Consider the following 25,483-nt stretch of genomic DNA (forward strand, 5'->3'; position numbering starts at 1 on the left):
GATGATGGGGCCCGACAGCGTAACGATCCGAGCGCGCTGCAGGCCCATGGGCCGACTTAACGCTGACCTCTTCGGCGCGCCCGAGAAGCGTCAGCGCCGAAGACTCCGCTTCATGGGTCGGCGACATCCGCTCATGCCGAGACGAGTGCGTTGATCGTCGCTCCGGTCGTGTAGGGCGCCCGAGAACTCGTGAGCATCACCACCCGCTGGCCGGCTAGCATCCTGGCAATGGCGGAGTTCGTACACATCACCGTGGCGGGGTCGGCTCGACGCATCGAGCGCTCGGGAATCGCCGCGCGTAGCCACGGGTGGACCGGCGGACGGGGCGTGTATTGCATGCCAGTGCTGCCATCGTTCACTCTCACCTACCAGTGGGTTCGCGAGCTGCGGCGTTGGCACTCGGGCGTGCTGGTAGGGGTGCATCTGCGGCTGCCCGACGACGAGCCGGTGACCGTCGGACGCTACGGTGCCGCACCGCGCGAGACCACCGCTGCAGCAGCAGTCGCGGCGGTGCGTGAACTCGATGATCCGCGCGGCTACGAGGTGTTCGTGCCCCGCGCGATCCTGAGCGCCGAGGTGCGACGGACCCGAGACGTTCCGCAGGGAGTCGGTTGGCGGTACCTGCCGGCAGCCCACGGCCGGCGGCCCTGCCCGTGTCCATCCTGTCTTCCGCGCGGAGGGTACAAGGTGGCCAAGTTGCGCCGTCGATTCCCTTACGACGAGCCACCCAAGCCGAAGCTCGAGCTGATGCGCCGGTTGCGGACGGCGAGCACCGCCGACGAGATCATCGACGTGCTCTGCAAGCTGGGCCAAGGCCGGCGCGGCGGCGCCGAGGAGTTGGCATACCTGGCCGATCACCCCGATCCGGACGTACGCGACACCCTGGAAAGCGTCCTGCGGGCTTACCGCGGTCGCGAAGCGCGGCGGCTACGCGAGCGGTTACAGCACAACGATCTAACAGCACCGGATGTGGACAACTGCTGATCGACACTATCCGACTCGGCCGGCAGCCGTCGTGGCCGACGCTGTGGACTCCTCGCCTAAGATCATCCGGATTCGCCGCTGATAAGGCGCGGCATACCTGAACATGTCGGGTTGACAACCGGGCCGTGGGAGCGGATCGGGAGCAACTGAGCCCAACGGTCGCTGACCGGGCGTCGGCGTCAGCCAGGACGGCTCGGGCAAGTGGCCGCAGTGTCTGACGAACGACGTGCAGGAAGGTCCGACGCAGGCTGGACGCAGCAGCCCGGTCGCGAGTCCCTGATCGGGGGAGCAGGTCGGGAGCAGCAGGGTGCACTGAACGGCCCTGAACCGCACCGAACGGCAGCTGGTCGCACCCAACTGCACCCACCCCTGTCTGCGGCTTCGCGTGTTCGCAGGTCAGAGGCGGTGTGGCGTTTTGCTTCACACCGGAGCGCTCAGCCGTTTTGGGCAGCAGTCGACGGCACTCTATGTCGCCTGGTAGGGGAGTATCCGCAGGTCAGGGCGGTAAGGAGCTGCTGGAGGACCCGGCCTTGCATGTGGGTGCAGATTGGGAGCAGGTTGGCGAAGTGGTCACGGCAGCCGAAGTGCTCACCGCAGTTGGACGCGGGACACCGTGTTGACCTGCGGTGATGCGGGCGAGCGGTGCGGCGTGACCTCCCAGAGAAGACCGAAGTGGTCAGGCGTTGATGATCCCCGCTTCGCTGGCGCGCAGGCTGTCGTGCTGAGTTCGCCGGCCGCGAACGGGACGGTCACGTTGCATCGATGTGAGGCACTGGCGTCGTTGTGGCCGCGTCGGTGCTGGTTCCGCCGGTTGAGACTTGAATCCCACCTGTAAGCCTATGGTCAGGCATTCTTCAATGGCGACCTCTTCGGCGTGCCCGAATGCATCAGCCTCGAAAACCCGCTCCACAGGGTCGGCGACGTCTACTGAGGTGATCTCAACGAGGCTCGGCCGCCGGTTGGGGATGACACGGGTGTGACGTCCATACCGGACGGCGTTGGATGTAGGCGTGGAGCCATCGGTAGACAGGTCTTTGCGACAAGATCCAGTCTCCGAGAGGGCCCCACGTGATTGCCTATCCTGCCATGGTCGACGTGCCCAGGGAACTCGTGCAGCACGTCGCGCGGCTGCTACGCGCCGAGCGTCGGGCGGTGGGCACCCGATCGGGAACACGGGCGTTGACGTGCTTTTACCAGGCGCTTCTGGCGCTGGTGTGGTTCCGTAAGGGTGAGGACAAGACCGTCCTGGGAGCCGGGTTCGGGGTGTCGAGGGCGACGGCCTACCGGTATGTGGCCGAGACGGTGCGAGTCCTGGCGGCGCAGACCCCCACCCTGCACGAGGCGCTGCGGCGGGTCGCCGCCGACGGCTGGTCGCATGTGATCCTGGACGGGAAGCTGTTCGACACCGACCGGCTCGCCGAGACCACCACCAGCGTCAAGGGCGAGACCATCGACGCCTGGTACTCCGGGAAACACCGCGAGTTCGGGGCGAACATTCAAGCGGTGATGCGTCCGGACGGGCTACCTGTCTGGACCTCGGATGCGATGCCTGGACACCTGCACGATCTCACCTGCGCCCAGCACCTGGACGTCACCGGCGCCCTGTACTGGGCGGCATCTCACCTGCACCTGCCGACCCTGGCCGACTCCGGCTACGAAGGCGCTGGCCAGGGCATCCACACCCCGTACAAGCAGCCCGCCGACGGCCGGCGCCTCGCGGTCGATAACCGCACCTACAACGCCGTCCTTCGATCAATGCGATGCCTCGGGGAACGCGGCTTCGCCATCCTCACCGGCCGCTGGCGCACTCTTCGCCACACCACCGCCAGCCCCCGCGGAACCGGCGACATCGTCCGCGCCGCCTTACACCTCACCCACTTCGAACACCGATACCTGCCGCGCTCTTGTTGAGATCACTTCACTCATCCCGAGAAGCGTTCACCTCGGGGCTGCAGGTCGGCGTACGCTGACCAAGTAGGTGGGGTGCGGTGGCGCTTGAGGGAGTGCGGGATGGTTGAGCGCGTGACTGCCGACCGGCTGATCCTCGTCAACGTGGTGGGTCGCTGGTTCTACCTGCGGCAGCCCACTTTCATCGGCACCGGGCAGAGCTACTGGATCGATCACGAGACTAGCGAACTGTGCGTCGACCGCGGTGCTGCCCGCGTAACCCGGCATGCTCGCGTAACCCGGCACGCCGGTTGGATGTGTCGGTAGCTGAGATCCAGGGCTCGGTAAGTGTTCCGGATCCGCCACAGACGAAGAACGACTGTACGCGATGGCGTAGCCGGATCGATCAGCTCGCCGGAGGACCTTTGTCGTAGCCGACGTCTGAGCAACCCGACGCGACGCGGACCCGGTAACCCCAGCGCCTCAGGACAAGCGCGATTCTCGCGGCACCGCTCGGGTTGGCGGAATGGACGACGACCACACCGATGTTGAAGGGGCGGTTGTCGAAGGCGGCCTGTTCCAGGACCTCTACCACCGGCCAGATTGTGTCGTCGCCGCCTAGGTCGTGGTCCAGCCACAACTCGTCCAGCCGGCCATCCCGGTAGCGGGTAAGAAGCTCGACTCCGGCAGGGCTCGTACGGGCGACCTCCGCGCGGCGGCCATCGACGAATGACCGAAGGTCATCGATCAGAGCGATCGCTCGCCGGGCGTCCACCTGGTCATGATGCGCGGGCACCGTCACACGTCGCCATCCGGTTTCGCCGGCGAAGCAGGCGCCGAGAGCTGTCGGGGGGTGTCGCGGTCATCCAGGCCGACGGCGAAGCCGCAGGTTCGGTGCATCCAGCGTGGCGGGCGCGGTCGATCCAGGTGTCGAGGTGCTGCTCGGTGCCCCGGTGGCGGACCAGCGCGGCGGACCCGCGGGCGAGGCCGGCGACGGTATCGAGGTCCGGTGACGTGGCGGGCCGGACAGCGCCCCGCTCCCCAGGGGGGCGGGGCCGGCGGCATACGGGGACGGCGGATGAGCCGATCTTGTGCTGTAGCAGTAGCCATCGGCCAGCCTGGAAGGATGTGAGCGTGACAGGTGTGAGTACTGCGGTTGACAGGCTGGCGGCGTTGGTTGGCTGGAGTGGCAGGTCTCCGTACGATCCGGACTGGTCGTCGTTGCAGGCTGCCTTCGGTCACCAGTTCCCGACGGACTTTCGGCAGTACGTGGAGCGGTTCCCTCCGGGCGCGTTCGACTTCGTGCAGGTGTTCCACCCGTGTGAGAGGGAATACCGCGAGGATGCGGCTTACTACGTCGACGTACTACTATGGCGAACCGATCCGGCCAACGGTATCGAGGATTACTACAGGTTCGGCAACAAGCCGGGCGAACTGTTCGCTTGGGGGACGGTCAACGGCGAGCTCGAGCTTTGTTGGGAATTGACCAGCAAGCCCGCCGACACGTGGACGTGCGTGGTGGCCGACATTCGCGGCCGGACCGGAGAAGGCTATCCAGGCGGCATGTTGGACCTACTGGTGGATGCTCTGGGCGGCACCGAAAGGGTCAGCTCGCTGGACTACCTCCGTGAGGTCCTGCCAACCACCTTCGAGCCGTACTTCTAAGGACGTTGGCGGAATCGCACTGTAGGTCAAGGCAGTACAGGCTGTATAGGTCCGTACATCCGCAGGCAGCCGTCTCCGCGGACGATGAAGGTGGCCGAGCAGTCGTTGCTCCTGCCGGGAACTCGGTGAACTGGCTGACAGATGCCCGAAGGGAGCGGTTTAGGAGCTGCGCATGCGGGAGTGCCGAGGCAAAGACCACCTCGCAGCTGAGGGAATGGCACCGCTCGTCCGGCGCCCGCCTGCGCGATGGGGGACCGTGCCCGCCGACGGGGCGCCGACGGTTTTCCGCCGAGGTTGGGGGAGCAGGGTGCGAGCAGACGGGTGTACTGAACGGCCCTGAACAGCGTTTAGCGGCAGTGAACGGCACTCAACTGCACCCACCCCGACCTGCAAGTTCTTGTTCTCGCAGGTCAGGGTCGGTGCCGCGTTCTGGTTCACACGGAGTGCTCCGCGGTTTCGAGCGGTAGTGGACAGCTCTCTATCTTCACTGGCAAGGGCGTATGCGCAGGTCAAAGCGGTAAGGAGCGGCTGAATGGCCTGGCCTTGCAAGTGGGAGCAGATTGGGTGCAGCTTGGCGAAGTGGTCAGCGTGCCCGAAGTGCTCACCGGGCCTGGAACAAGCAGAGGGCTCTGACCTGTGGGGATGCGGGCGAGCGGTCCGGCGTGACCTCCCAGAGAACGCCGAAGAGGTCAGCCGTCGCTGCTCCCCGTCCTGATGGTGCCGGCTGCCGCCGGGGACCCGCTTACGCCGGTCGAGAAGGCCCTGCCGTATCGACGTATGGCTTTGGATCTCGCCGTGCTGGCGTCGGTGTGGTCCCGAGGGCTGAGACTCGAATCCCGCCAGCAACGGGCTGACCAGCGTTTCCTGGGCGATGACCTCTTCGGCGTGCCCGAAGCGTCTGCGGGTCGGCATCGAGGGCCGATGGGCTGATCATTTGCGCTTATATTCGCCCGTGTGAAGTCGACAGGTTGGCGCGGATGGCTGCGGCGGGGGACGCGGGTTGACGCATCGCTGCGCCAGGTCGGGGCGGTGGTCGACGAGGCGGTGGAGCTGTCGCTCGCTGGCCGTTTCAACGATGCGGTAAAGACGGGGCGACGGGCTGTGGAGATGTTACATGGCTTGACGGCGCGGGACCGTGGCGCCGCTCTGCCAACTCTCGTCGTGGCATGCATCAACCTGTCCTACTACTTGTCGGACGCTGGCCGGCCGGCGGAAGGGCTGGAGTGTGCCGAGGAGGCGGTCCGGCTGGCCAGGGAGCTTTACACCATCGACCGCCGCCACGAGGAGCAGCTTGCTGAGGCCCTGGGGGCGCTCGCCAGGCGACTTGTGGTTTCCGGCCGGGCGCCGGAGGCGCTGGCTGCCGGTCGTGAGGCGTTGGCGCTGATGGATGCATGCCCTGACGTCCTGATGTGCCGGCTGCTTGAGCCCTACGCGATGGCGTTGGCGGCGACTGGCCACCAGGCGGAGGCATTGCAAATCAGCGACCGCGCTCTGCAGTTGCTGCGCGGGCTGGCTGAGGACCAACCGGTCGGCTCGGAGATGCACAACGCCCTGGGCAGGGTCTTGAGCCTCCATGCGAACCGGCTGTACGAGGCAGGGCGGTGGAAGGAGGCGGTCGAAGTTGGCGCCGAGACTGTCACGCATTTCCGTGACTCGATGAAGTGCAACCGGCCACGGCATCTCGTCTACATGGTGATTGCCCTGAAGAATCAGGCGGTTTGCCTGGCGGGAGTACGGCGACCGGTGGAGGCTCTGACGGCGGCCGCGGAGGCGGTCGAACTGAGCCGTGAGCTTGTCGCAGCCCAGCCCGAAGTGCATCGTCCGCTGCTCGCCTCGTGCCTGGATACGTATGGCGGGCGGCTCAGCGATATGGACCGGCAGGCGGAGGCCGTGGCCGCGACCGACGAGGCGGTGAAGCTGTATCGCAAACTGGCCGCTGTCGACCGGGAGGCCTACCTGTCGAGGCTGGCCGAGGCGGTGGGCAACCTTGGAGCCGTCACCGAGGAGCGACATGCCAGCCTCGCCCTTACGACAGAGGCAGTGCAGCTGCGTCGGGAGCTCGTTGCTGTGACAACCGGGCCGGACACCTGCGGGACCTGGCGCTGTCGCTGTCGAACCTGGCCAACGGACTGTCCAAGTCCGGCCGGCTCGACGAAGCCCTGGCCGTTGGCGAAGAGACCCTCGAACTGCAGCGTGAGGTCGCGGCGGTCAACCGGCCCGCAATCCTGGCGCGACACGCAGAGATGCTGAGGCGGCAGGCGGTACGGCTGAACGACGCAGGCCGCACTGCCCAGGCGCTGGCGCTGGGCGAGGAGGCGATCACAGCCGCTCGCGAGGCCGTCGCCCGTAACCGGGCCGCCAATCTCAAGATCTTGTCGTACGCGCTGGAGGATCAGGCGGCGCGGCTCGAGCAACTGCCCCGTTGCGGCTCAGGACATGCAAGGCCGCACCGGGCCACGCCAAACTCCAGCAAGAAAAAGGCACGCCAGGCACAGGCCATGGCCCGGGAGGCACAGGAGCTTTGGGCGGAATACCAACAAGAAGATCCGTCTCCGCCTGAGTGACGGCACCGCGTGCGCCGTCTGACTGTTGCCGGGCGAGCGAGTGGGGAGCCTCGGGATGGCGGGACGATATTGATCGCCTACCGCGGTTAGAGCCTGTGTCGAAGTCCGGGCCAGGGCTTGAGCTGGTTTGAGGATCTTCGCGTGTCGGAGATCGAAAGTAGGCGAGGTCTCCGGTAGATGGTTCAGCGACCAAGCAGAACCTGAAACCGGAGACCTCGTGGACACCCTAGCGGTGACGAGGCGGTTCGACCTGACCGACGGGCAGTGGGCGGTGCTGGAGCCGTTGCTGCCGGCGGGTAAGCGGCCGGGTCGACCGTCGTCATGGAGTAGACGGCAGTTTGATCGATGGGATCCGGTGGCGGATCCGGGTGGGTGCGCCGTGGCGGGACGTGCCACCGCAGTACGGGTCCTGGTCGGCGGTGTATGCCCTGTTCCGCAGGTGGCAGCGCGACGGGGCCTGGCAGCAGGTGCTCACCGCGTTGCAGGCCCTCGCCGATGCGGACGGCAGGATCACCTGGGACGTGTCGGTGGACTCGACCAGCGCCCGCGCCCACCAGCATGCGGCTGGGGCGAGGAAAAGGGGGATCTGCAGGCCGAGCCACCCGGCGGCGTCAGTGTTGAGCCGACCGATCATGCGCTCGGCCGCTCCCGTGGTGGGTTGACCACGAAGCTGCACCTGGGCTGCGAGCAAGGCCAGAAACCCCTCGCCATGGTGCTGACTGCCGGGCAGCGCGGCGACAGCCCCCAGTTCATCCCGGTTCTGGCCGCGATCCGCGTTCCCCGCCTGATCACCGGCCGACCGAGAACACGACCGGACCGGGTCCTGGCCGACAAGGCGTACACCTCGAAGGCCAACCGGGCCTACCTGCGCCGGCGGGGCATCGCCGCGACCATCCCGAGCAAGGCCGACCAGGACGCCAACCGGCGGGCCAAGGGATCCAAAGGCGGCCGGCCACCGGCCTTCGACCCGCACATCTACCAGCAACGCCACGCCGTGGAGTGCGGCATCAACCGCCTCAAACGCAACCGAGCCGTGGCCACCCGCTTCGACAAGCTGGCCGTCCGCTACGAGGCCACCATCCACCTCGCCGCCATCAACGAGTGGCTGTGACCGACTTCGACACAGGCCCTAGGAAGATTCGGAGGGTTCAGCCGAGACGTGCTTGGGGTGGGGTCAGATCGTTGTGATGCTCGACTGAGCGGTGTCCTGGCCCGATGTATTCGGTGAGAGTGAACCGGCGGTGGTCGTCGGTGGGGTGGACGGTGACGGCGGTGATGCGTTCGTCTTCGAAGCGCAGCGTGAAGACGGGATCCTGGTCGCAGAGGAACGCGAGGCCGTCGCGGTCCTCGTCGGTGTCGCTGACGAGGTGGCCATGGGCGCCCCAGCCGGCGTCGCTGGCGGTGATCACGACGGCCACTTCGACGCTGCCGAGAAGGGTCGAGGTGTTAGCCCACCAGTCCAGCCAGCAGCGGCCCTCGAAGCGGTCCATGCGTCACCCCCATTCCTACTGGACGCTGGTTTCGCGTTCGCATCAGTCACCTTTTCCAACCTGGCAGTCACGCTCTTCCAGCAGCGACAGGTGTCCACCGGTGTCCGTGGTGGTCCGCCGCCGCGCGTGCCGATCGTCACCCAGTTAGTCACCCGACCCAGGCCAGGGCATCGCTCACTTACACCGACTCCGCTACGGTCACACTGTGGATCCTCGATCTAAACGAGCGGATACCGGACGGTTACTCGGCACGCTGTCGCTGGTCGCTGGCTTCCTGACCTCGCTGCTCACCATGTCATCGGGCTACGACGGCGTGAAGCCGTATCTCGTTGCGTTTTTCCTCATCCTGACTGGTATGGGACTGCGCATAGAGGCCGCCATCACTGACCGGAAGTTGTAGCCCTCGACTTGGCCGGCCATCCGGCGCGCGCCACGTCATGCGGACCTTGACGCACGGACGGCCGGCGAGCCAAGGGATCCAAAGGCGGCCGGCCACCGGCCTTCGACCCGCACCTCTACCAGCAACGTCACCCGTGGAGTGCGGCATCAACCGACTCAACGGCAACCGAGCCGTAGCCACCCACTTCGACAAGCTAGCCGTCCGCTACGAGGCGACCATCCACCTCGCCGCCATCAACGAGTGGCTGTGACCGACTTCGACACAGGCCCTAGGCCCCTCCGTCAACCATCAGCTAGGACGGGAATATCAGGCGTCAGCGGGACTCGGCAAGCTCCCACTCGCTCGGGCGGACCCAGGTCTGCCCATCGCCAAGCCGGACCCGCACGGACTCACCTACCTCTAGGGTGGCGAGCACCCCGAAGATGGCGTTCAGGACGGCTTGCCTGTCCGCTGCCGCAAGGATGTCGACGTCAAGGTGAGAGCCCTGCTCACTCGTTCCGGCGCCGGTCACCTCGCCGAGTCCGAGGAGCGCGTTGTTGAGCTCATCTTCGAGGTCGTCGCGATCGACAGTGATGGGACCGTCGATCACCAGCTCCACGAAATCCATCACGTCACCTCCATCGGGTGAAGCCTTAAAGCCGGTGAGCATCCCAGCGACGCTCACGACCCGGCCAGCGACAGCGGTGTCTCGGTCGTTCGTACGGGCCGCCCGGCTTCACAGGTCACTCTGACCGGCCGACGACGAGTGAGGCAACCACTCGTCGTCTCTACCGATCTCACGCAGGCGTTGGCCGACGCCGGCGGCCAGATACTGGGCGGGATCGCCGAGCGGTGGATCGAGTTGCGGTCCAAGGAGGGTTAAGCCATCGACGACGACCTGGCGCACGAACGCGTTGGTGAGGTCGCTGCGTCGGCAGGGAACGCAGCACGAACTAAGGTTCGCTCTCCTGCTGGACGTGCTGAAGCACCGGGCCGGCGGCGCCACTGTTTGGCCGATGGCCGTGCGCCGGACCAAGATCAGGTGCACCCATATGCCGCCGACCGTGCGAACGGGCTCAGCCGAGGTGCTCGCCTTCGGTGGTTGGTTTGCTACAGGCAACGTCGCCGCGGTGGGCTCTTGATCATCAAGGGAAGGGTGGTTGCGGTACGGTGCCGACAAACGAGAGCCACCGACCGGGCTGCTGGAACAGCGCCAATCGGAAGGGTGCCGCGGTAGGAGCATCGTGTTGATCGGGCGCCGGTTGTCGTCCGAGGAGTTTACGGCGGTGCTCACCTACCCGACGGCCGTCGACAGGCTGCTGTACGGCGACCTCGACGACGATGACGCCGAGATGCCTGAGCCGGAGCTGGACCTGGACAAAGTCGTGACACGGCATCCACTTCCTGCTCACTGGCACTGGCTGGCAGGTCAGTGAGGGCGCCGGGACGGCGATCCTCGGCGGCGTCGAGGTCGGCCAGGACGGTGGCTACGGTCCGCCGCGGCTGCTCGACCGGGACACCGTCCGCGCTGTGGCCGCCGCGCTTGACGCCCTGGGTGTAGAAACGCTGCGCGCCCGCTTCGACCCGGGCGCCATGGCTGCGGCCGATATCTACCCGGACATCTGGACCAATGGCACCGGCGAGCTCGACTACCTTATGTCGCGCTTCGCCCGTTTGCGCCGGTTCTATCATGCCGCAGCGGTGAATAGTCAGGCAGTTCTGGTGGCCATCACCTGATGTCGAGACCCGCCTGTGTTCGATTGCCGACGGGCATCAAGCACCCGTTGCAAGCGGAGACGCCAGCAAGCCGCGGACACCTCGGCGCCCGCGAACTTCGTGGAGCCCACGGGCTCACGAGCAGGTAACACGCTAGGCGTCTACGGCGCTGAGGCGAACTTCAATCGGTCGAAGTCCTCGACGTAGACGAGCCGCTTGCCGTCAGGCGAGAAGCTAGGGGCATACGCGTTCCCGCCGTCGGCGATCCTCGTCTTCTTCCCGGTGCCGACGTCGACCGACCAGACCCCGCCTCCGTCATCCGACGAGACGGCAGCGATCACCGACTGGCCGTCCGGTGACACTGCGAGATCGGCGAGGCCCGGAAGTTCGGTGAGGAACCTGGCTGTGGCCGATTTCCCATCCCACTCGGTCAGGTGCCAGGTGAAGTCGTCCGGACTCACCTCGGGAGGTAGCGGCAACCTGCCGAGGGAGTCGGGTGCGGTGATGAAGAACAGCCGGTCGCCCACGGCTGCCGGTGACCGCACCAGCACGATGGACTGGCAGCCCGTATCACTGCCACTGAGGTTGAAGGTTCTCCCGTCGATCGTTACCGGAGCGGGGAACTCAGATGCCGTCCCGTCAGCGAGTATCTGGATGCCCCCCGGGCCGCACTCCCGGGGCGCCTCTACGTATCCCCTGCCGTCACCGTTCACGAGTGCGGCGCCGGCAAGGAAGCGCGTCAGCGCCAGAGGCGCGAACGTCTTGTCGTCCGGGGAGTAGCTGAGCAGCTCGGTGCGGTCCCAGCCGCACTCGAGTGCCACCCCGACATCGCCGTTGGAGCCGGCGAAGAGAAAGCTGAACCCAGTCCCCTCATCGCAGTCAGCTTCCTGTGGGGGGCCCTTAAGGACGCGTTCTGCCTTCCCCTGATCAGGCCGCTGCCGCCACAATTCGGCCCAGTCCGAGGACACCTCTCGCAGGTAGTAGACCCAACCATCGGCGGCCCAGACGGGATTGAACACGGAGACCGGCTCCACGAGCCCCATGATCCGGCCACACCCGCCGAGCATGACCACGGCCAGCACGACAACCGGCAAGGTGACCATACGCAGCGCACGCGCGCGCGACCTTCCGGCGTTCATCTGCCTCATTTCCTCCGTCCCTCGGCGGACTCACTTTAGATACCACCACGACCCGGCGGTTGGGGTCAGGTCGAGGAGTTGGCGACAGACGCCCTCCGGGAGGGGGTATGGGAGCCACTGGATGCGGTGGGAAGAGGCAGCGATCGCATCGCATCTGATGGCCTCACACCGCACATCCCGCAGCCACACCGGTCTCGGCCTGGGCGGCAAGCAGACCGCATCCGTCCGTCAGCCGCCGGCCGTGTCGTGCCGAGATTGGGGGAGCGGGATGGGAGCAGACGGGTGCACTGAACGGCATTCAACAGCGCTTTACGGCCCTGAACGGCATCCAACTGCACCCACCGCGACCTGCTAGTTCTCGTTTCCGCAGGTCAGAGTCGGTACGGCGTCCTGTTTCAAACGGAGTGCTCCGCAGTGTCGAGCAGCGGTCGACAGCTCTCAATCTTCCCTGACGGGTGAGTATGCGCAGGTCGCAGCGGTAAGGGGTAGCTGGTTAGCCGGACCTTGCAGGTGGGAGCAGATTGGGTGCAGGTTGACGAAGTGGTCACCGCGCCCGAGAAGCTCACCGAGCCCGGGCCAAGCGGAAGGCTCTGACCTGCAGAGATCCGGGAGAGAGGTCTGGTGTGACCTCCCAGAGAAGGCCGAAGTGGTCAGCGTTGGCTGCTCCCCGCCTGCCTGCTGTCGGCTTGTCGTCCTGGGCCCACCGGCGCCAGTCGCCGGACCCATCCTGTATGACGGGCGGCTCTAGATTCGCCATGGCGGAGTTGGTCGGGATTCCGGCAGCTGAGACGCAAATCCCATGGCCGACCGCTCTGGCCAGGGCTTCCTGGGCGGCGACCTCTTCGGTGCACCCGAAAGCGTCAGCGCCGGCGGCTCCGCTTCATGGGCCCACTACGTCCTGCTCATGCCGACGAGCGGATGTCGGCGCCCCGTCGTATACCGGTCGACAGAAGTGCCGCTGTTCGCCGTATCCTCACCACGTGGCAGAGGCCGACGTTGCAGCTGGTGTCATCGATCGGCTGCTTTCAGCGCTGGCTGCGCAACTTGCCCTGTCGGGGGAGCGGGCCCTGTCCGGCGGCGCGGCCGAGGCGTTCGCCGATCTGAGCAGAGCTGAGGTCGAGCACATTTTCGGCCAAGCCGGCCATCTCGTCCACTACGGTGCAGACACTGAACCGCTGGAGTCCCTCATTCACGCGATCTCTGCCGTCATTCGCACCGAGGCCCCGGCAGACGCTCCGTTCAAGCCGGGCGACGAGGTCCGACTTGTGGGCGCACTGCCGGAAGCTCTTGCGGAATACGACGAGACGTGGCTCCGGCAGATCAGCTTCACCGTGCGCTACGCCGGCCGGGGCCTGATGGTCGACGTGCAGTCGGATCTGACCGAGGATTACATAGTCGCGACTGTGCCTGCGGCTGCGGTCGAACGCATCCCGAGGTAGCCGACGCCGCATCCGCTCATGCCGCGAGGCGCGGGTCTTGAGGCTCGGGCTACGTGTAAGCGGAGTCCCAGACGCGCTCGAACGCGTCGCGTGTGACGACGAACGGGCTCCAGTCTTCTTCAGGATCATCCAGGCTCGCCTGCCCGAGGCCGCCGTGCCGGTCTGTCTCATGTCCGGGCCCGTACCGGAGGACCGGGCCGTGGTCGTACACCTCGACCTGCCGGACCGGCCAACCGTCGTCATTCACCTCGAAGTACCAGACGGAGTGTCCCCAAGCGTCGAACTCGTCGCCGCGCGATTCGTCCCAGCGACGACGATAGAAGCGACCGTCCATGGCTGTAAGCGTAGATCCGCGCATGCGCGGATTTGCCGCTGGTGGTGTGCGTCGAAGTCTTGTGGGGGACCGCTCGGAGCACCGACGATAGTTGCATGATCATCGACAGCTTGCCGGTCCCGTCTGCGCTCCTCCGGGTGCTGCAGCAGGGTCGGTGGGTAGCTCCAGACCGCTCGTCGCCGACGTACCGGGAAGTCTTCGGTGATGACGCCGTAGCCCCGCAGTTCCTTCCCTTGAACCGGATGACGGCCAACAGGCGCTGGCTCGATGACATCCCTGAGGACTATCGCGGGTTCTACCTCGGTCAACCGGACCGGCAGAGCCCGCCCGGCGACGTGGATCCCGACCGGTCTCTCCTGATCGGTGATCTCGGACCTGACCAGCCGTTTGCGTTGGACTACAGACCTTCGGCTGCCGCGCCGTCGGTGATCTACCTCAGCACAGCGGCGGACTGGATCGAGGTTGCGCCCAACATCGAGATGCTGATCGAACGTCTTGGGATCTGACTGTGCCGAGGGATCCCTTTGCTCTTCTGCCGCCGTCCGAGGGCCTGGCCAAATCTCAATGGCTCCGGGGGGGCATGGCGCGGGTGGCCGGCTTCAATCGTGGCCGACGGCGGGTTCGCCGAGATTGTTCGGCAACTGACCGAGGCAGACCGGGCCGACGCGAAGCCAGTCCGGACGAGGTCACGCAGCACCCGCTCCGACGTGGCGGCCCGCCAGATCGGTCAGTGCTCGCCGTCTCCCACCTCCCGCCAGGCAATCATGGCGGAGTCTTGTCGGGGCTCCGGCTGCTGAGACGCAAATCCCATGGCCAACCCTCTGGCCATGGCCTCTTGGGTCGTGACCTCTTCGACCTGCCCGAATGCATCGGCGCTTCCGCTTCGCGCGCTGGCGACGCCCCTCTGCCAATGACCGCGTGCCCGGAGGTCGTTGAGGTGTCATGATCGGCGGCGATGAGTAGCGGTGAAGCTTCCGAGGCCGGTCTCTGTGAGGTACGCCGGCACCATCTGGCGCAGGTGAACGGGGTCCTTCGTCGTCCTGGTATGTACGGTAGGGACGAGATGGCCGAACGGCTGCTGTTGGAGGCGATGGCCGCGGTGGATGGCAGCCTGACGCGATGGCGGGCGGAGTGCGAGGGGCTCCGTGAGCGCGACGCGTTCGCCCCGACGGGTGTCATGGGCGCCTACAGCAACGTCCTTCCGGCGGATGCCCTACGTGATGCCACGGCCTCCGTCTATGCCGAGATCGCCGATCGCCTCGGCTGGCTCGAGTTGGACCGGGCGCTGTCGGAGGCCGAGTTTCAGCAGTTGCGTACGGATGTCGGGGAGTGGGTGACGCAGGATCGGACGCTGTCTGAGCTCATCGAGACGTTCGGGCCCCCGTCGCTGTGGATCGGCGGAACCAACCCCTTCTTCCCCAAGACCCTCGTTTACACCACGGCTGATCCCGCCCACGACCTGATCTGCTTCCACCTGTGGAACGCCTTCGCGAACACCCCAGCCGGGACAGGGCTCGAAGGGGTGCACCCTGAACCGGTGGTCCTGGCCGTACGTCATCGCTCAGGCAGCTTCCTCGGCTCGTTGTCGCTCACGCCGGAGGGCCTACGCCGCAGACCGACCGCCGACCAGCGAAGCCCGCTCAGGTCTGCGGTCTGGGTGTTCCACGGCGACCGCGCCCGATACGCCTGCGGGGTTTTCGAGACCCTCGACGCCGGACTCGCCTGGGCAGCCGAGCATCAGGTGACGGGGATCTTGGCCGAGTACGGCATCGGGGGCGCCTTCGACATGGCCGTCAGTGAGGGCCGGTTCACGCCGTCGGAGGCGCACCACGGCAGCGCGCACCATGTCGCCGCCTTCGGCCCGGGTCTACGTCAGCTCCACCTGACCGACGGCCGCCGCGACTGACAAGAAGTCAGCCAATCCGAGCCGACAAGAGATCATGACCCGGTCGTGGCAAGCGCCTCGCGAGCCAGCGGGCGCCTGACCCGGGGCGGATGGTGCGCACAAGGCTCGTCGGGTCAGTCCCGGCTTGCAGAGGCGGGCGAGCCCAGCCACGGGCCATGATGGGCCGAGCGGTTGTCGGCAGGTATTAGTCAGCGGTCTGCTGGCGAGAGGGCGGCGATTCGACGCCCACGAGCAGCCCGACCGGCGATTCAACGGACGACGAGATCGTCGGCGATGCGCAGGGTCCTGCCATCGTGATGGATGCGCTGCACACCGTCGAACGCGGCGCTGGTGATCTGGAACCGCGAGGGTTGCGTGATCTCCTCGCTGGCGAGGGCCCATGGTGCTGCGGGGTCTGCGCCCGGCACGGCGGCGAGTAGGACGGCACAGCCGTGGCGAGGGACGTCGTGGTCGTCGTGGGGCTCGTCGTACTGCGCATGGCGCAGCAGGGCCGGGCCGGATCGGACCGGGTCAGGTGCCATCGTGGGTGGTACGTGACGCCACCGTTGGTCAAGCTCCGCGAAGGCATTCTGGCGCGCTGCTCCGTGGCGGGCGCTCGCGGCCAGGATTGCACTGCCGGCGTCGGCCGCGACACGGCAGATGTCGAGGATCGGAACGCCGGCGGCCAGATTCGGATAGTGGTGGACGAGCCGAGCGTGGCTCATCAACATGACGAGCGCTCGGGCGGCTGCCTGCTGCGGTGCGGTCAGGGTCGACGTCCGTGCCGGCTTCCGCCGTTGCGGCCGTTCGTGCGGCGTGGTGAGGTCGGCCGCCTTTCCCGCTGTCGACTCGTGCCATCGGGGGTCGTCGGGCCAGACCGTGGCCTTGATCGCCTGGAGGCGTCCGGTGCGCCCGATCGTCACGGCTGCCCCGACGCTGGTGCGGCTTACGGTCATCCCGAGCCGATCGTCGGCGTTGAACTGCAGGTCGGCGACGCCGTCGAAGGTGAACTTCAACGGTGCGGCCGGCCAGGGTTTCCTCGACCCGTCCCGCGCGACACGTCCGATACTGGGAGTGAATCGCCGCGGAGCGGCCAAGGTCAGATGCACCTTCAAGCCTTGGGCCGCCGGCCGCACCGTGAGGGAGCGCACGGTCCCGCTGGCGAGGTCGTAGTCCTGGTCCAGCGCAGCAACGATCTCTGCGGTAAGCGGGATCGCGCCCGGGAAGACTTGCCCCTGGTAGTCCCGATGTATGGAGCGCTGCGGCCTCGCGGGGGGAAGTACCGTGTCCAAACTTGGGTCCAGGTCGACAATCAGCTTGCGTCGGTCTGCCCCGAGTTCAGCCATCCACCGCAGCCCGGCGCTGGCGCTCCTGGATCGAAGCGGCCAAGGAGCACAAGCCGCGCCTACCAGCGGCACGGTGTTGTTGTCCCAGATGTCGGCGAGGCGACCGATGCGGGTCGCGTCGAAGGTGCGGGCGTCCGACGCCAGGGTGGCAATTTCCCGAACGGAACGATCCAGCAGTCCCGCGAAGGCTTCCAACGGCGAGTTCACGCCCGCGAGTATGCCGGACCTAACCGAAGGCGAGAGGTGTGCCGATGGCAAAGAGGAAGTCGCAGCCGTAGTCCAGAGGCCAAATGAGTAGCGTGCGTTCCCCACACGACGGACCCCCACATGCTGAGACTCGAATCCCATCAGCAGCCCTCGGAGTGGGGCTTCTGCCTCGGTGACCTCTTCGGCGTGCCCGAAAGCTTCAGTACCCGTGGCTCGAGTTCGCAGGCCGGCGACGTCCGCTCATGCCGAAGCGCGCGTGTTCGGCCCTCGACAGATCTCGCCGATCCTCCACGGCCGCCCGCCCGGAGAACATGTAAGCCAGAGCCGCCGGATACTCCAGAAGTGCCGCGTCCAGCTCCGGGGTCAGCAGCTCGGCAGCGCGCAGACAATCAGCGATACCCGCATGGGCAAGAGGTCGGGTCGACGGCCGGCCCTACTCAGCGGTCCTGTGCCGAAATCAGGTCGAGGTCGCGGACGCAGAAGCCGTGGTGCTCGAAGGTCTCGTTGAGCACCGTGCGGAGGCACTGCCGCACCGAGCGGCCCCGGGCGTACGGCGGCCAGACATCGTCGTCGGGCACCGGCGCTCGCGCGGCTAGTTGTACAGCGGTGACCTTGTCGAGCCAGGCCTCCAGCTCGGCGGTCTGTGCGTCACGCACGCTTACTATCTCGTTCAGGGCCGGGTCGGACGAGAGGTCAAGCCCGTGCGCTCCGCTGTAGGGCTCGACGCTCGTCCCGATGCCCATCGGCGTGAACAGCTGTGTCGAGCCCAGGCAGCAGCGGCGGAACCACGAGTCGTGGACGAAGACTAGGTGGCGCAAGGTCTGTACCGCTGACCACTCGTCGTTCACGCTGCGGCGCTCGATGCCGGGCGTCTGGCGGATCCGCTTGATCGTGGCGGCCCAGCCGGTATGGAGCTGACGTGCTGCCTCGCGCAGGTCGGCAGGGTCCTCGGATCGGATCAGCGCCCGTACCGGATGACGCCGGTCGAGCTCTGCTTCGACGTACTGCGTGACTTCGACACCGTTCACCACGAGGTTGGTGACCAGCCCGTCGATCACGACGTCTTGCATGACGACACCGATCAGGCGCGCCCCGGTCAGGTCACACTCGCGGAACTCTGCACCGTGCAGATCCTCGTCGACATATCGCGTCATGCACCACACATTAGGGCCGCACACCGACAAGCCAGCCTCGGCTCGGCTGCACTCCGTGATCTCCCCACCAACTGTACGGCGGCCAATGGCGAGCCATGACGCATCGTGACGCACATCCGAGGCGGCCGGATGCACGCTCATGCCGCGATGCGCTCGTCGCGGGAGGGTAACCGGATCGCCGGTGCCCGCCTCCGGACATGCCGATAGGTGGATACCTTGACGAGAAGCGCGGGCGTAACGTGCAGTCGATGATCGGTGATGCCTGGCTGGATCGGTGTTCGTCTCCTTCACCCCTGCTGCGAGGGCTGGCGAGAAACCCGGCAGCGCCGGTCTACGCGCTGTTGCGGCTGGTGGATTCGTGGCCGGAGCAGGTGTGCGATGGGCTACGACGCCGCCGTGAGCTGCCGCCGCCGGTGCGGGATGCGATGCTGCACCATTCTTCGCCCAGGATCCGCGGAGCGCTGGCCGCCCATCCGCAAGTCGACGCCCTGGCGCGCGCCAAGCTGCTGGCCGACCCGGCGTGGCGGGTGAGAATGCGCGCGTTCGGCCGACCCGGTCAGGAGCCGTTGCCCGACGACGTGCTGGTCAGGTTGTTGGCCGAGCTCGACGGTCCGCCCCCCGACATGCCGTTCAGCCGAGAGGAATTGATCGGCGAGTTGTTCGAAGCGACCAGGTATGACCGGCGTCTGTTCCGGCTGGCCGCCGCGCACCCCCGGCCGGGCGTGCGCCGATTCGCGGCCGGTTCCTTGTACTGGCTGGACGAGCGGTCGCGCCAGGCGCTGCTGGAGGATGAGGCGCCCGACGTACGAGCGACCGCCGTGGCGTCCGTCGCGTACCGGCAGCGGGTGATGGAGCCTGCGGATCTGCCGGATCAGCACTGTCACGCCTTCTGGTACGTGCTGCGCCGTCCACTGTCCCGGGCGCTGATCGATCAGGTGCTGGCCAGCGGCGACACGGCTGCGCTGCGGGTGATGGGCAAGAACCCGAGCGTTCCGCCGGACGTGGTCGAAACGCTGCTGCGCCACCCCGACCCGTCGGTCCGGCAGGGAGTCACCGGTCGCGTCGACCTGACCGGCGACCAGGTCGTCAGGCTCACCACCGACTCAGCGGTCGAGGTCCGCACCGCTGTCTCCACCCGTCCCGGCCTCACCGAGCAGCAGCGGGCCGGCATCGACATCGACGTGACCACTGTGCCGGGCGATGGCCACTTCGGCTCCGCGGACGTCCGCTGCCGGTGGGTCCCGTATCCCGACGATGCCGCGTGGGAGGTCACCGACGCGCTGCGCTGGGCCCGTTCGGTCAATCCGCTGCTGCGCCGACGAGCGGCCCGCAACGCCGAGTTGCCGGCGGACGTCGTCGCCATGCTCGCCGACGACCCCGACCTGGGCGTACGGGTCCTGCTCGCCCAGCACCACCCGGCCGCGCCGCCGGCGTTGCTGCTGCGCTGCTACCTGGAGTACGGCTGCTGCGGCCGGGACCGGCTCAGCGAGCTGCCACAGTTTCCCACCGAGGGACTGGCCCGCTTCGCCGACAACCCGGACCCGGCGGTACGACGGCTCGTCGCCCTCGACCCGGACGCCGACCCCGAACTCGTCGACCGACTCAGCACCGACCCGGACGTCACCGTGCGAAAGGCGATGGCAGGCAGCCCACGCCTTCCGGCACCGCGGGTCACCGCGCTTCTCAACGATCCCGAACTGGCCGAGGCCGCTGCGGCCAACCCGGCCCTGACGGTCGATCACATACAAGAGATCCTGGACAGGACCACCGCGGACTAGCACCAGACCACGGAGACGGCGGCCCTGGCCGCGAACCACACGCTCATGCCGCTGGCCGCAGGCCCGATCAGCGTTCGCTCGTCCTGACGATCGGAGCTGATGGCTCGGCTGCTTTCAGTCCTCGAGTGGATCCCAGTGGTTGCTGTAGCGCAGCAGTGATTGGGCCAGGTCGGGGTGAGCGGCCGCCCACACGGTGTCGAACAGGAACCACTGCTGGTACCCGAATGACTGGCCACAGTGCATGGTGACTTGCGTGAGATGTTTGTCGACCTTGATGCACGATGCATCGGGGCGTCGGCCGTCGACATATCGGCCCGTTGTAAGAAGCGCCATGGCTTCGCCGTGGGCGGCGCCGTGCTCCTTCGGCAGGTTGGGCCACGGTTCGGCGTTGAGGTTGAAGCCGGGCCATCTGTTACACCGGTCCAGCGCCGGCCTGATGGCGTCTTCTTCGGGCGCGACGAGCGCTCGCAGGACCAGCAGCTCGGGTGGCCATGCTGCACCGCTGTCGGGGTCCGCGGTCCGGAGATGTCCGGCCAGTTCCCACAACCCGACCCCCGGGAATACCAGCGGCTGGGCGCGGGCGAGGCTTTCGCCGTCGTAGAACGTGAGGAACACCGCGTACGTGCTGGCGTCACCGCTGCTGGCGGGCGTAACGACTGTTACCGGTACATCGGCGACGAACGACGTCAACTCACCTTCCCCAGCAGGCAACGGCCACGACTGGAACAGGTATGCCAACCGGTCGGGGGCGGCCGCGACCACCTCGTCATCGAGGAAGAAGTAGGCCAGTTCCACCTCGTCGTCATCGGTCCGTACCCGAAGACTGTGATCGTCGAGGCGGATGAAGCCCTCGTCACCCTCGACGTACAAGTGCTCATGCAGGAGCTCGCGCAGCTCGCTGGTCGTTGCCGGCCGAGACAGGCCGTGCTTCCGAGCCGCCTCGAAGACCGAATCGAGGCCGTAGACGTCACCGCCCAGCTCGTTCTCGACCCAGGACTCCGGATCGTCGCAGTCCCAGCCTCGCCGGAACCAATTCAGCACGGTCTCGTCCGGCAGCCGCCGGACCCGCTTGCTCAACTGGCCCTCGTAGTGGGAGCGATACACGAAATGCACGGCATGACGGTACTGCAGCCGGTCACGCAGACGTGGACGGCCGGAGCCAAACTTCTGCCGCTACTAGGTGATGTGAGGGGCCTCCGGGTGCCGGCATCTGGCCGGCGTAGCAACCGATGAGTACGACGTAGTGATCGCTGTTCCGGAGTCCCCACGATCAGCGACGCCGGCCGGGGCGGGGAATGCCTTGTAAGGCTCTGTCCAGGTCCTCGTCGGTGAAGCAGACCAGCCGGTCGACGCGGTGGCAGAAAATTCGGCCTTTGAAGGCCCAGTGCCAGAGGGTGGTTTCCGCGATCGAAAGCTTCGCTGCGGCCTCGGTGTACTCCCCGGCCACCTCGTCCTTCTCTTGCCCTCCGGTGCTAGGTGTGCGGTCAGACTGTTGGACGTTGGTGAGGTGCGGCGTCGGTTTCTCGCCGAGCGATGGGGCAGCGCGAAGGTGGCGAAGATGCTGCTGGTCGACGCGACGGGCGCCGCCGCGGTGATGCTGGGCTTCTACGACCGGGCCGAGGAGGAGATGGTCGCCGCCTTGGCGAGCGGTGACCCGCGCGACGCGCAGACCGCCGGGATCGACCGGTTCAACGGCTGCTGGTCGCGGGTTCGTCGCCGCTCACGAGGCTAACGCGTCGACCGTGGCGGCCGGGCGGTACTCCCGCCGAGAGCACCTGCTGCTGCCGTGGCTGGACCGCCTGGTGGCCGAAGGCCAAGAGCTGTCGGAGTCCGCGCAGCCACGGGCCCTGGAGCAGGCCGAGGCCGAGGCCGCGGCCGAGCTGGGGTACGACGAAGCCGAGGGCTACGTGGAGGACGCCGAAGGCTTGCGGCCGTTCAAGGACGTGCAGCTGCCCGAGAGCGACGTGGAGCCGGCGGCCGAGCCGGACGACGCCGCCGACGGCGACGCCGAGTCGCAGGCCGAGACGGACCCGTGCCCGGACGGCGACTTTGGACTCGGCCGAGGCCGGCGGCGAGCAGTGAGCATGACCCCTGCCAGTCGGCAGGAGGGGCGTGACCCTAATTGACTTAGATTGATGAGTGAGGAGCATCTGTTCCGTAGGCCTACGACGGCAGATGGAGGCTCGATGGTCGCGGCCCTTCGGATGACCATCGCTTGGTGGGCGGAGCCGGCCGCATGGTCAGGGCGGCAAGACCGCCGGGCACTCCGAGAGCATCCAGCGCGCGGTCGAGCCATGCCGGTTCATCAGCGCACATCTCGACCAGGAGGAGATACTGCCCCGGCACGGCCAGGCGACGGTGGACGACGATGCTCTCGCGCATCAGGCCACCTGGCAACGTCCGCCGAAAAGCTACGCCACGGTGGCCGACATGATCGATGTCATTACCGGGAGTGCGGACTCGCTGCTGGCCGGAGGTGAGGACCACACCCAGGACATGCGGATGGGCGCCGAACAATGGGCCCAGGGCCTGGCGAAGTGCCTCCTCCTTACGCGGCAGAGAATCCTGGGCAAACGCGGAGAGCGGCCACAGGGCACCGGCGTCCTCCAACCACAACCAGGCTGCTCCAGCTGACTCCGTCTTGACGGCTTTCGCCACAAGCGCACGCAGCAGACGAGGGCCCTGATCCGCCGCCCATACCGGGCCAGAGACCACCGTCCCTGCCGGTGCCGGGCCGGGCCGCACGGTGAGAGTCGCATCTTCCAACGCAACCTCGACGGATGCGCTGTCTGCCACGGACTTCTGCGCGGCGGAACTCACGGCTTCCCGCCACTCATCGGTCGGCTCGTGTGCCAGTTCGCCGTCAAAGTGCACCCCGTGCCGGTGCTCGAGCTGCCGGAGAAAAGCTTGCGCCTGGCTCACCTGCTGGTTGTACTCCAGGAACTTCTTGTCCGGCCCGAGCGTCCGCAACTCAAGGAATACGTCGCTGCTGGCGCGAACCGCCCGCAGGTCTCCCGGACCGCCTTGGGGCTTGCTGGGCTCCAGCATCACCCTGGCGCCGGCTACCTTCGCCTGCGCCGCGAGCCTCGCCAAGGCAAGGTGGTGGCGGAATTCGTCGGCGACAGGGTTCGCTCGGAGGTTTCGGCGCAGATGGCCGACGCCCGGCGTCGCGGCATCAACCAGGTACTGCAGGCGCGCCCACAGCCCCACCACGTTTCCGAAGGCACCAATGCCCGTCAACGAGGCGAAGTATGGCCCCATGGTCGGACCAGCTACACCGTTGGCGGGCCGCACGGCCTTGTGCAGCCAACCTGGCCCGAAGAACGCTTCGAGATCATCGATCATGCGAGACGCCGTCTGACGACCCAGTGGTGTCAGGTAAGGAGCCTCTGCCGGATCACCGACCGCGATGGACCAGTCGAGCTCACGGCGACCTGCCTCTACGTCACGCCATCTGTCGTTCACAAGCCAAGCATTCTCAACGCCGCCACTGATTTTCGTCGCCCCGGCCAGCCGCCAGCCGCCATAGATCCGGCGATCAGTCAAGGATGTCGTACTCGGATTCGTCGACGAGGCCGGCAATGAAAGTCTCGAAGTCGGGGGCAAGGACAGTGATCTGGTAGTTCCGCTCCTGGTCGACGTGCACGACGGCTGGCTCTCCAGGTGAGCGGTATTCGAGGGCGATCATGTCGTGACCCGCCGACGGGCAGTCGGCGATGTAGATGCCGATGGCGGGGTAGCCCCATTCGGCTACCCAGAACGCGCTGCCGAGCTCGCCGCAGAGGCTGAAGTCGGCAGTTCGACCGATTGCTGCGAGCGAGTACACGCCAACGTGGTCCTCGGCCCATGAGGTTCGGCTGGGCGCAGGGTGGGCGTCATGGGCGAACGAGCCGCCGTTGTGTCGACGAGCCAGATCCACGTACGCGGCAGGGAGTTGGTGTCCAAGCTGCGCTTCCACCGTTCGTAGAGTCTCGTTGTTGGGCGGATCCTCCAGCGGGGCAGATCTGTCGAAGACGGTTGCGGGATCGAGCACAGGTCGACGGTAGTCGGTCGGCGTCAGTTCCAGGAGTGCCGGTAGCCCGGTTGCTGGCGACAGCAACGGTGACAGCAACCGGGCCGGACAGGCAGATCCGAAGTCACCAGGAGGTGAACCAGCGCTCGACGTCAGAGACGTGTGCGGACGGAGCTGGACGGAGCGCCCAGAACTTGCAAGCGAGGGGTCGGAGTCCGTCGAGCCGCGACGTATTGGCCGGCCGCGAGCCCGAGTGCGGTTCCGATGCAGATCGGAACGGCAGCGAGGACCAGGACGAGGGCGTCCCCGATGGCGCTGTGGTGGGCCGAGTTCAGCCAAGTGCCGGTGTAGAAGCCGAGCAGCACAAGGGCCGCCCACCAGGTCGTCCGCTTGCTGAGGGCTGCAAGCGTTCCAACTGCGAGTCCTGAGCCGGCGAGGCTGGCGACCATGATGATGGCAGCGGCAGGAGCACGGTCCATCGAGCCGCCCGCACCGGCCGTTGCCCAACCCGACAGCCCTCCGAGCCCAAGGGCCATCGTGCCCGCCAACCACATGTTGAGTCGCACGGCCAGGACGGTAGCAACGGGTTGCAGGTGCCGCTGCCGTCGGTCAACCGCCGACGGTGTAGTGCCGAGATTGGGGGAGCGGAATGGGAGCAGCCGGGTGCATTGAACGGCGCTGAATGCCGTGCATCGGCACTGAACGGCACTCAACTGCACCCACGCCGACCTGCACGTTCGCGTTTCCGCAGGTCAGAGTCGGTGCGGCGTCCTGTTTCACACAACTGCACTCAACGGCACTGAACAGCAGTCAACGGCACTCTATGTCGCCTGGTAAGGAGGTATCTGCAGGTCAGAGCAGTAAGGATCTTGTGGCTGCTCGGGCCTTGCAGGTGGGTGCAGATTGGGTGCAGCTTGGCGAAGTGGTCACCGCGTCCGAAGTGGTCACCAGGGCCCGACGCGCCGAAGCCCTTTGACCTGCGACGATGCGGGCGAGCGAGGCGGAGCGACCTCCCATGGAACACCGAAGTGGTCAGGGTTCGCTGCTCCCGTCTGGATGGCGCCGGCTGTGGTCCTGGACCCCGCTGACGCCGCTCACGAGGGTGGTGCCCCATCGATGCATGGCTCTGGGTGCCGTGGTGCTGGCGTCGGCATGGATCCCGGGAGCTGGGACTTGAATCCCACTGCCAACCTTCTGAGCAGGGCTTCCTACTCGGTGACTTCTTCGGCGCGCCCGAAGAGGTCACCAAGAGGACTACCCTTACGTGAGCTTCAACGTCGCGCTGATGATTAGCGGCGGCGGTGGGGCATTGGTTCGTGTCCCCCTCGGACACCACATTGCAGCATCCATGCTGTGTTTCGCGTACTGGTGGTCAAGCGCGCTTGACCACGCAACTCTCAGCTCAGTGACTCCCTCGATCGACCCCTGTCTCGATCGGAGGCGATCGTCGTGGCTGATCGTTCGGTGGCTCCCGTCATCCCGCCGGTGATGTTGTCCGGCCGGT

The 25,483-nt window shown here is 66.8% G+C and carries 27 protein-coding genes and 4 pseudogenes; 18 read left to right on the forward strand and 13 right to left on the reverse strand.

Features of this window, described 5'->3' with window-relative positions; genetic code table 11:
• The first annotated feature begins 228 nt into the window (after window positions 1–228).
• From TPA0908_RS16520 to TPA0908_RS16530, 3 genes are all read left to right on the forward strand, one after another.
• A complete protein-coding gene (locus tag TPA0908_RS16520; protein ID WP_281938919.1) occupies window positions 229–984 on the forward strand; it encodes a HEAT repeat domain-containing protein in 756 nt (251 codons plus the stop codon).
• 1,086 nt (window positions 985–2,070) lie between these two features.
• Window positions 2,071–2,895: a transposase family protein gene (locus TPA0908_RS16525; protein WP_281938921.1), complete on the forward strand. Its 825-nt coding sequence runs from the start codon at window positions 2,071–2,073 to the stop codon at window positions 2,893–2,895.
• A gap of 99 nt (window positions 2,896–2,994) precedes the next feature.
• The gene (locus TPA0908_RS16530) at window positions 2,995–3,198 is read left to right on the forward strand and encodes a hypothetical protein (RefSeq protein ID WP_013285058.1); all 204 of its coding nucleotides are present in this window, start codon (window positions 2,995–2,997) and stop codon (window positions 3,196–3,198) included.
• A 79-nt stretch (window positions 3,199–3,277) separates the two neighbouring features.
• Here TPA0908_RS16530 and TPA0908_RS16535 read toward each other — a convergent pair whose 3' ends face one another.
• A complete protein-coding gene (locus tag TPA0908_RS16535; RefSeq protein ID WP_281938924.1) occupies window positions 3,278–3,646 on the reverse strand; it encodes a cyclic-phosphate processing receiver domain-containing protein in 369 nt (122 codons plus the stop codon).
• Window positions 3,647–4,005: 359 nt separating this feature from the next.
• On the opposite strand from TPA0908_RS16535, the gene TPA0908_RS16540 reads away from it, so the two are divergent.
• From TPA0908_RS16540 to TPA0908_RS16555, 5 genes and pseudogenes are all read left to right on the forward strand, one after another.
• On the forward strand, window positions 4,006–4,536 hold the full coding sequence (locus TPA0908_RS16540) for a hypothetical protein (protein WP_281938926.1): 531 nt from the start codon (window positions 4,006–4,008) through the stop codon (window positions 4,534–4,536).
• Window positions 4,537–5,643: 1,107 nt separating this feature from the next.
• A pseudogene (locus tag TPA0908_RS31805) lies at window positions 5,644–5,754 on the forward strand (hypothetical protein); the annotation flags it as partial.
• Window positions 5,755–6,371: 617 nt separating this feature from the next.
• Window positions 6,372–6,689, forward strand: a pseudogene (locus TPA0908_RS16545) (hypothetical protein); the annotation flags it as partial.
• Window positions 6,690–6,779: 90 nt separating this feature from the next.
• On the forward strand, window positions 6,780–7,100 hold the full coding sequence (locus TPA0908_RS16550; protein ID WP_281939345.1) for a hypothetical protein: 321 nt from the start codon (window positions 6,780–6,782) through the stop codon (window positions 7,098–7,100).
• Window positions 7,101–7,332: 232 nt separating this feature from the next.
• Window positions 7,333–8,211, forward strand: a pseudogene (locus tag TPA0908_RS16555) (IS5 family transposase).
• Window positions 8,212–8,248: 37 nt separating this feature from the next.
• Here the strand turns inward: TPA0908_RS16555 and TPA0908_RS16560 are convergent.
• Complete coding sequence (locus TPA0908_RS16560) at window positions 8,249–8,590, reverse strand: hypothetical protein (RefSeq protein ID WP_281938928.1); 342 nt, start codon at window positions 8,588–8,590, stop codon at window positions 8,249–8,251.
• Between the two features lie 205 nt (window positions 8,591–8,795).
• Here TPA0908_RS16560 and TPA0908_RS16565 point away from each other — a divergent pair, with 205 nt between their 5' ends.
• Together TPA0908_RS16565 and TPA0908_RS31870 are read left to right on the forward strand one after the other, a co-directional pair.
• The gene (locus tag TPA0908_RS16565; RefSeq protein ID WP_281938930.1) at window positions 8,796–8,990 is read left to right on the forward strand and encodes a hypothetical protein; all 195 of its coding nucleotides are present in this window, start codon (window positions 8,796–8,798) and stop codon (window positions 8,988–8,990) included.
• A gap of 62 nt (window positions 8,991–9,052) precedes the next feature.
• Window positions 9,053–9,240 (forward strand): annotated as a pseudogene (locus tag TPA0908_RS31870) (IS5 family transposase); the annotation flags it as partial.
• A 63-nt stretch (window positions 9,241–9,303) separates the two neighbouring features.
• Here TPA0908_RS31870 and TPA0908_RS16570 read toward each other — a convergent pair.
• Both TPA0908_RS16570 and TPA0908_RS16575 read right to left on the reverse strand, forming a co-directional pair.
• Window positions 9,304–9,597, reverse strand: coding sequence for a hypothetical protein (locus TPA0908_RS16570; protein ID WP_281938931.1), 294 nt, complete (start codon window positions 9,595–9,597; stop codon window positions 9,304–9,306).
• 108 nt (window positions 9,598–9,705) lie between these two features.
• Window positions 9,706–9,876, reverse strand: a complete 171-nt coding sequence (locus tag TPA0908_RS16575) for a hypothetical protein (RefSeq protein ID WP_281938933.1) — start codon at window positions 9,874–9,876, stop codon at window positions 9,706–9,708.
• 337 nt (window positions 9,877–10,213) lie between these two features.
• On the opposite strand from TPA0908_RS16575, the gene TPA0908_RS16580 reads away from it, so the two are divergent.
• Both TPA0908_RS16580 and TPA0908_RS16585 read left to right on the forward strand, forming a co-directional pair.
• The gene (locus TPA0908_RS16580) at window positions 10,214–10,405 is read left to right on the forward strand and encodes a hypothetical protein (RefSeq protein ID WP_281938935.1); all 192 of its coding nucleotides are present in this window, start codon (window positions 10,214–10,216) and stop codon (window positions 10,403–10,405) included.
• Window positions 10,374–10,706 (forward strand): YfbM family protein, encoded by a 333-nt coding sequence (locus tag TPA0908_RS16585; protein WP_308447835.1) that lies wholly within the window; start codon window positions 10,374–10,376, stop codon window positions 10,704–10,706. Before TPA0908_RS16580 ends, TPA0908_RS16585 begins: the two co-directional genes overlap by 32 nt.
• A 140-nt stretch (window positions 10,707–10,846) precedes the next feature.
• Here TPA0908_RS16585 and TPA0908_RS16590 read toward each other — a convergent pair whose 3' ends face one another.
• Window positions 10,847–11,833 (reverse strand): hypothetical protein, encoded by a 987-nt coding sequence (locus TPA0908_RS16590; RefSeq protein ID WP_281938937.1) that lies wholly within the window; start codon window positions 11,831–11,833, stop codon window positions 10,847–10,849.
• Between the two features lie 971 nt (window positions 11,834–12,804).
• Here TPA0908_RS16590 and TPA0908_RS16595 point away from each other — a divergent pair.
• Entirely contained in the window at window positions 12,805–13,263 is a 459-nt protein-coding gene (locus TPA0908_RS16595; protein ID WP_281938940.1) for a hypothetical protein, read from the forward strand.
• Between the two features lie 49 nt (window positions 13,264–13,312).
• Here TPA0908_RS16595 and TPA0908_RS16600 read toward each other — a convergent pair whose 3' ends face one another.
• A complete protein-coding gene (locus tag TPA0908_RS16600) occupies window positions 13,313–13,597 on the reverse strand; it encodes a hypothetical protein (protein ID WP_281938942.1) in 285 nt (94 codons plus the stop codon).
• Between the two features lie 95 nt (window positions 13,598–13,692).
• Here TPA0908_RS16600 and TPA0908_RS16605 point away from each other — a divergent pair, with 95 nt between their 5' ends.
• Entirely contained in the window at window positions 13,693–14,103 is a 411-nt protein-coding gene (locus tag TPA0908_RS16605) for an SMI1/KNR4 family protein (RefSeq protein ID WP_281938944.1), read from the forward strand.
• 557 nt (window positions 14,104–14,660) lie between these two features.
• A complete protein-coding gene (locus TPA0908_RS16610; RefSeq protein WP_281938946.1) occupies window positions 14,661–15,503 on the forward strand; it encodes a DUF7710 domain-containing protein in 843 nt (280 codons plus the stop codon).
• 248 nt (window positions 15,504–15,751) lie between these two features.
• Here TPA0908_RS16610 and TPA0908_RS16615 read toward each other — a convergent pair whose 3' ends face one another.
• Window positions 15,752–17,035: a hypothetical protein gene (locus TPA0908_RS16615; protein WP_281938947.1), complete on the reverse strand. Its 1,284-nt coding sequence runs from the start codon at window positions 17,033–17,035 to the stop codon at window positions 15,752–15,754.
• Window positions 17,036–17,472: 437 nt separating this feature from the next.
• Complete coding sequence (locus tag TPA0908_RS16620; protein ID WP_281938949.1) at window positions 17,473–18,189, reverse strand: DinB family protein; 717 nt, start codon at window positions 18,187–18,189, stop codon at window positions 17,473–17,475.
• Between the two features lie 248 nt (window positions 18,190–18,437).
• Here TPA0908_RS16620 and TPA0908_RS16625 point away from each other — a divergent pair, with 248 nt between their 5' ends.
• Complete coding sequence (locus TPA0908_RS16625; RefSeq protein ID WP_281938951.1) at window positions 18,438–19,967, forward strand: hypothetical protein; 1,530 nt, start codon at window positions 18,438–18,440, stop codon at window positions 19,965–19,967.
• A 114-nt stretch (window positions 19,968–20,081) separates the two neighbouring features.
• Here the strand turns inward: TPA0908_RS16625 and TPA0908_RS16630 are convergent, their stop codons facing one another.
• Complete coding sequence (locus TPA0908_RS16630) at window positions 20,082–21,080, reverse strand: hypothetical protein (RefSeq protein ID WP_281938952.1); 999 nt, start codon at window positions 21,078–21,080, stop codon at window positions 20,082–20,084.
• Window positions 21,081–21,237: 157 nt separating this feature from the next.
• Window positions 21,238–21,414: a hypothetical protein gene (locus tag TPA0908_RS16635; RefSeq protein WP_281938953.1), complete on the reverse strand. Its 177-nt coding sequence runs from the start codon at window positions 21,412–21,414 to the stop codon at window positions 21,238–21,240.
• Between the two features lie 60 nt (window positions 21,415–21,474).
• Here TPA0908_RS16635 and TPA0908_RS16640 point away from each other — a divergent pair, with 60 nt between their 5' ends.
• The gene (locus TPA0908_RS16640; protein ID WP_281938955.1) at window positions 21,475–21,699 is read left to right on the forward strand and encodes a hypothetical protein; all 225 of its coding nucleotides are present in this window, start codon (window positions 21,475–21,477) and stop codon (window positions 21,697–21,699) included.
• Window positions 21,700–21,709: 10 nt separating this feature from the next.
• Entirely contained in the window at window positions 21,710–22,093 is a 384-nt protein-coding gene (locus tag TPA0908_RS16645) for a hypothetical protein (RefSeq protein WP_281938957.1), read from the forward strand.
• A 37-nt stretch (window positions 22,094–22,130) separates the two neighbouring features.
• On the opposite strand, the gene TPA0908_RS16650 is transcribed toward TPA0908_RS16645, so the two are convergent.
• The 3 genes from TPA0908_RS16650 to TPA0908_RS16660 form a co-directional block, all read right to left on the reverse strand.
• The gene (locus tag TPA0908_RS16650; RefSeq protein WP_281938959.1) at window positions 22,131–23,312 is read right to left on the reverse strand and encodes a hypothetical protein; all 1,182 of its coding nucleotides are present in this window, start codon (window positions 23,310–23,312) and stop codon (window positions 22,131–22,133) included.
• Window positions 23,313–23,505: 193 nt separating this feature from the next.
• Window positions 23,506–24,033 (reverse strand): SMI1/KNR4 family protein, encoded by a 528-nt coding sequence (locus tag TPA0908_RS16655; protein ID WP_281939334.1) that lies wholly within the window; start codon window positions 24,031–24,033, stop codon window positions 23,506–23,508.
• A 98-nt stretch (window positions 24,034–24,131) separates the two neighbouring features.
• Window positions 24,132–24,545: a hypothetical protein gene (locus tag TPA0908_RS16660; RefSeq protein ID WP_281938961.1), complete on the reverse strand. Its 414-nt coding sequence runs from the start codon at window positions 24,543–24,545 to the stop codon at window positions 24,132–24,134.
• Window positions 24,546–25,483 lie beyond the last annotated feature (938 nt).

Origin of the sequence: Micromonospora sp. AKA38, assembly GCF_027925725.1 — a bacterium.
Taxonomy (GTDB): domain Bacteria; phylum Actinomycetota; class Actinomycetes; order Mycobacteriales; family Micromonosporaceae; genus Micromonospora.